Origin of the sequence: Vibrio anguillarum, assembly GCF_001989995.2 — a bacterium.
Classification (GTDB): domain Bacteria; phylum Pseudomonadota; class Gammaproteobacteria; order Enterobacterales; family Vibrionaceae; genus Vibrio; species Vibrio anguillarum.
Genome location: NZ_JAHGUP010000005.1, coordinates 1 through 4,378 on the forward strand (window position 1 = coordinate 1; position 4,378 = coordinate 4,378).

The 4,378-nt window shown below is 43.6% G+C and carries 4 protein-coding genes and 1 pseudogene; all 5 read left to right on the forward strand.

The window, feature by feature from the left end; all coding sequences use genetic code 11:
- Positions 1-922: 922 nt before the first annotated feature.
- The 5 genes and pseudogenes from PL85_RS00695 (at position 923) to PL85_RS19075 (ending at position 4,135) form a co-directional block, all read left to right on the forward strand.
- Positions 923-1,219, forward strand: a complete 297-nt coding sequence (locus PL85_RS00695) for a type II toxin-antitoxin system TacA family antitoxin (protein ID WP_115340363.1) — start codon at positions 923-925, stop codon at positions 1,217-1,219.
- Positions 1,197-1,709, forward strand: a complete 513-nt coding sequence (locus PL85_RS00700) for a GNAT family N-acetyltransferase (protein ID WP_115340367.1) — start codon at positions 1,197-1,199, stop codon at positions 1,707-1,709. Before PL85_RS00695 ends, PL85_RS00700 begins: the two co-directional genes overlap by 23 nt.
- Before the next feature lie 963 nt (positions 1,710-2,672).
- Positions 2,673-3,002: a MobC family plasmid mobilization relaxosome protein gene (locus PL85_RS00705; protein WP_115340366.1), complete on the forward strand. Its 330-nt coding sequence runs from the start codon at positions 2,673-2,675 to the stop codon at positions 3,000-3,002.
- Positions 2,992-3,306, forward strand: a pseudogene (locus PL85_RS19070) (mobilization relaxase); the annotation flags it as partial. The gene PL85_RS00705 and the pseudogene PL85_RS19070, both read left to right, overlap by 11 nt.
- 373 nt (positions 3,307-3,679) lie before the next feature.
- Positions 3,680-4,135, forward strand: coding sequence for an MbeB family mobilization protein (locus PL85_RS19075; RefSeq protein WP_372041944.1), 456 nt, complete (start codon positions 3,680-3,682; stop codon positions 4,133-4,135).
- Positions 4,136-4,378: the final 243 nt, after the last annotated feature.

The following is a 4,378-nucleotide window of genomic DNA, read 5'->3' on the forward strand; positions in this document are numbered from 1 at the left end:
TCTTGACCGTGAGATAGGTGATCGCGGAATGAGTTTGTAAGAAATGGCGCGTTGGTTGTATTTAAAGGGTTAAATCAAACTTGCTTTTTATGCCCTGTAAATCGCCCTGAAAGCGTCACAAACTTACAGCCCGATTTCTGGGTAATCATGGCTTAGTAAGTGCTTATAAATCGATTCTGGGACGATTGAGGGCTTCTGAGGTGTGTTTTTGATAGCTAACTCGTCCGTTTAACATAATAGGAATAATGACTACCGTATTTTAAAGGGTATAGCCTTGTTTTACTTTGGGTTGCCCCTATATCTCATATGAGCAATGTTGCTATTTAACTGATTGGGTTTTGATATGGCTATTTATGTAGCGCCTGGTAATAAAGTCGGGCGAGATGGGGGCTCTTTTCAAGAGTGTAAAATGAACACGACAAATCATACGGTTGTAACTAAGTATGGTCGATACTGTACTATTCGTGATCACGAATTAGCACCACCGACAAGTACTGCGGGTAGACATTGGTTACAGATTTATAGAACACCAGATAACACGGAGTAATATCCGTAACACTAGTAAAAGGGTCGTCTTAGTGGCGCCTTTTTTTACAGCATCATTGCCATTTTACGTAACGTAAATTAGTCCGCACCAGTAGGTTTAGATACAAGAACGGCTCCCTATTGGGAGCCGTTCTTCGTTACGGAGTCACGCGATTGATAATAGTAATAATGACCACCGAGACGGAAAGGAACTTTTAGTGTGGTGTCTTTTTGGCACATGTATTGACTTTTGTTAAATTGTTGTGCTATCATTAAAAATGAAGCTAAAACTTCGCATTTCACCTTCAATACATTCCTCTAGCTCTAAAAAATCAATCAGAGTAGTGGGTGTTTCCAAGTGAACTATTACCGCAGAAAGTGCGGCAGGAGAAGCCTTATGGGCACATTAACAAATGAAAGAATTACCACTCGGGTAAATTCAGAAACTAAAGAGTTACTTGAAAGGGCGGTGGCGTTATCAGGTTATGCCAGTTTAAATAGTTTTATTGCTAACGCTGCGGTAGCAGAGGCAAAAAGGCTAATTGAGCAGAATATGGTCATAACACTTTGTCAGGAAGATGCTTTGGCTTTTGTCAGCGCATTTGAAAGACCTATGCAAACTAATCACCGTTTCCTTAAGGCAGCTCGTAAATATAAGGAAACTATAACTAATGAGAATTTCAGCACTAGATAAAAACGTACATGACCGAAATAAATTTGATTGCGGCGAACCTGCTCTTAATAACTACCTAAAACAAGTGTCTGGTCAGCATGATAAGAAAGATTTATCACGAACATTTGTCCTAACTTCAGAACAGAATGAATCCCAAATAAAAGGCTTTTATTCTCTTGCTCTTTGTAAAGTTGATTTAAAAGAGCTCCCTCCTGAAATTGCAAAAAAATATCCCACAGAAGTGTATTGCACCTTGCTCGGAAGATTGGCTGTTAACAAGGCTCATCAAAGACAGGGGTTCGGCGAGATGCTGGTTATAGATGCAATAACTAATGCGATTAATTCATCTGACTTGGTTCCAAAACCGATGATTATCGTTGAAGCTAAAAATAAGCCTGCTCATGACCTTTATGTAGCAATTGGATTCTCACCATTTCCCAACAACCCAAACAAGCTATTCATGCTGCAAAAAGAGGCTGAGAAAATGCTTAGAGAGGCTGGGGTTTTGTAGCTCACTCTAGGTAATATCAATTGTGATAATGACGTTCATTTAACGTAACGGCACTTAATCCGTACTGGGGTTTAGAAACAAAAAAAGCCTCCCCTAGGGGAGGCTTTTTTGTGGAAAAATTCATGACCGGCTAAAAGGATCATTGAGATCAATCGCTTTTGGGATTAATCTCTTTCCCTAGATGTGAAAAAACCACCCGGTAAGGTGGTTTATTTCGGAGTACTTAAACGATTTGAGAACCCGTTAAGTCCTTTCATGATAGCCATATCACGTAAGCAATTCAAGTACTCCTGCACTCTGTTTGGATTCAAGATGTTTTGGACAGAGCGACGCGCATCAGCCACCGACCAAGGGATATTCCAAAGGTGGCATGGTAAAGGCACTAATCAGAACTAAGCAAACGCTCGATAAATCCGCCCCTTGTAGCTGCTAGAGGGGATAAGCGGGAAAGGAATAAATGATTAGTGTTGTGAGACCGGAATGGGGGCGTAAAGCCTAACTCACAGCGCAGGGCAGCCCGAAAGGGTAAGAGAAAAATCCCAATCTGAAAGCGACCATATCGGTACCTAAAATCACTCAAATTGAGTTTGAAAAAAGGTAGGGGTCGGCGCAGCCGAAAGGGCTGATTTCTCGCCGCGCTTGTACCATTGTTTCTTCCATTTATACCGCTAGGCGCTGTGTGTGAGTAAGCGTAGCGTCCGAACACCGAGCAAGCGGAAAGCCACTTAATGCCAATCTTTGGCACTGTCCCCGTATATTTATTTTCATTCTTCTTTAGCTCACTTTTTATGCTAGTCTAATCACGCGGTTTTTGTTTTAAGCCAGCATACACAGAGTGCACTCGCTACGCTCGTTTCTCTGTGAGCTGGAAAGGGGCGCTAACGCCCCCTTTACCCCAGTTAACCACTTCGAGAAGTGACCTCGTTCCGAGCTAACTTCCCTCAGCGGCTAGGAGAACTTTTCGTGGATAAACGAGAGAAGATAATCAAAATCAGAGCAACCGATGATGAGTACTCAGCATTAATGGAGAGATGTCCAAAACCTCGACTTGCTGAATGGATGCGTGAATATTGCTTAGGGGCAAAAGTGCCTCGAGCGAATCAAGTTCCCAATGTCGACCCGGCATTGTTGAGGCAGCTTTCTGGAATGGGCAATAACTTAAATCAAATTGCACGAGCTATTCACAGTCAAGATTGGAAGCCGGTTGATCGAGTTCAAATCATTGCAGCGTTATCGAGTCTTCAGCGTGAGCTGAATCTAATGAGGATGGAGAACGCGAAAGATGATAGTTAAATTTCATGCTAGGGGCGCAGGTAGAGGATCGGGACCAGTCGATTATTTACTAGGAAAAGACCGCGCTCGTGACGGTGCCACTTTAGATCGTGGCGATCCTGATGCGATTCAAGATTTGATTGATTCCAGTCCTTACGCGAAGAAGTACACCTCTGGCGTTTTGTCATTTGAAGAGTCCGACCTTGATCGGGCGACCAAAGATAAAATTATGTCGAGTTTCGAGAAAGCATTGTTACCTGGTCTCGATGCCGATCAATATTCTTGTCTTTGGGTTGAACATCGAGACAAGGGACGCTTGGAGCTCAATTTTGTTGTGCCTAATGTTGAACTGTTATCAGGCAAAAGGTTACAGCCCTATTTTGAAAAAGCTGATAAGCCTCGAATCAACGCATGGAAGATTGCAACGAATGCCATTTTAAAACTCCATGACCCTGATGATCCCATCAATAAACGAGAGCTCACTACGCCTCGAAATTTGCCTAAGCCAAAGCATGAAGCTGCGAGAGCTATCACTGATGGATTGTTGTCTATGGCTGGCAATGGAGAGTTGAGCAATAGACAAGATTTGGTCAACGCGCTTGAGGGCGTTGGTTTTTCGGTTGTTAGACAAACCAAAAAAAGTATTTCCATATCCGACCCAGAAGGCGGTCGAAACATTCGATTGAAAGGGCTGATTTATGAGCAAGATTTTAAGTTTGGCGCAGGACTTCGAGAAGAAATCGAAACAGCAAGCGCACGATACAGAGCAACGTCTCAAGAGCGAATTCGAGAGGCACGAGACGTTTATAGAACAGGCGTTGAGATCAAGCGAGCAGAAAATCAAAGGCGACATTCGCGCCCAGAACCAACGCATGAGCGCATTAGTTTTGAAAAGTTGGCTTTGGATAGTGCTGAGCGTAGTGCTTGTTTTGGTCGCTTGTTCGAGCGTGATTTGGTGGCAGGGAATAATCATCGCCCAGAACCAAATAGAGATCAGCAATCAGCAATCGGCACTGAAAGTACTGGAATCCAAAGGCGGGAAAATCCACCTGAGTTTGTGCGGGGAACGGATCTGCATAGCAGCAGCCGAGGACAGTGGCAGTTGGACGAGAAACAGCGACGACAGACCGATGTTCATACCAGAGGGGTACTAGAAAATGACCGAGTTAGAAACCCAATTATTGAACGCATTCGAGCAATTGCAGACTCAACACGAGAAACAACACAACGACTTTGTAACGTCTTACAACGGGTTAGTACAAATGTTCGAGACTACCTCGAAAGAGAACAACGAACTCCGTCAGCAAGTCGGCAACTTGAGCAGGCAAGTCGAGAGCTTGAGCGCGCATCTCCAGCAGTTGGAAAAGCGTTACAACAAGAACAATCGATAGGTCTTG

Excerpts from the sequence above, each read along its gene's own strand:
- PL85_RS00695 (WP_115340363.1), top strand. The coding sequence starts at position 923 with ATGGGCACATTAACAAATGAAAGAATTACCACTCGGGTAAATTCAGAA.
- PL85_RS00700 (WP_115340367.1), top strand. The coding sequence starts at position 1,197 with ATGAGAATTTCAGCACTAGATAAAAACGTACATGACCGAAATAAATTT.
- PL85_RS19075 (WP_372041944.1), top strand. The coding sequence starts at position 3,680 with ATGAGCAAGATTTTAAGTTTGGCGCAGGACTTCGAGAAGAAATCGAAA.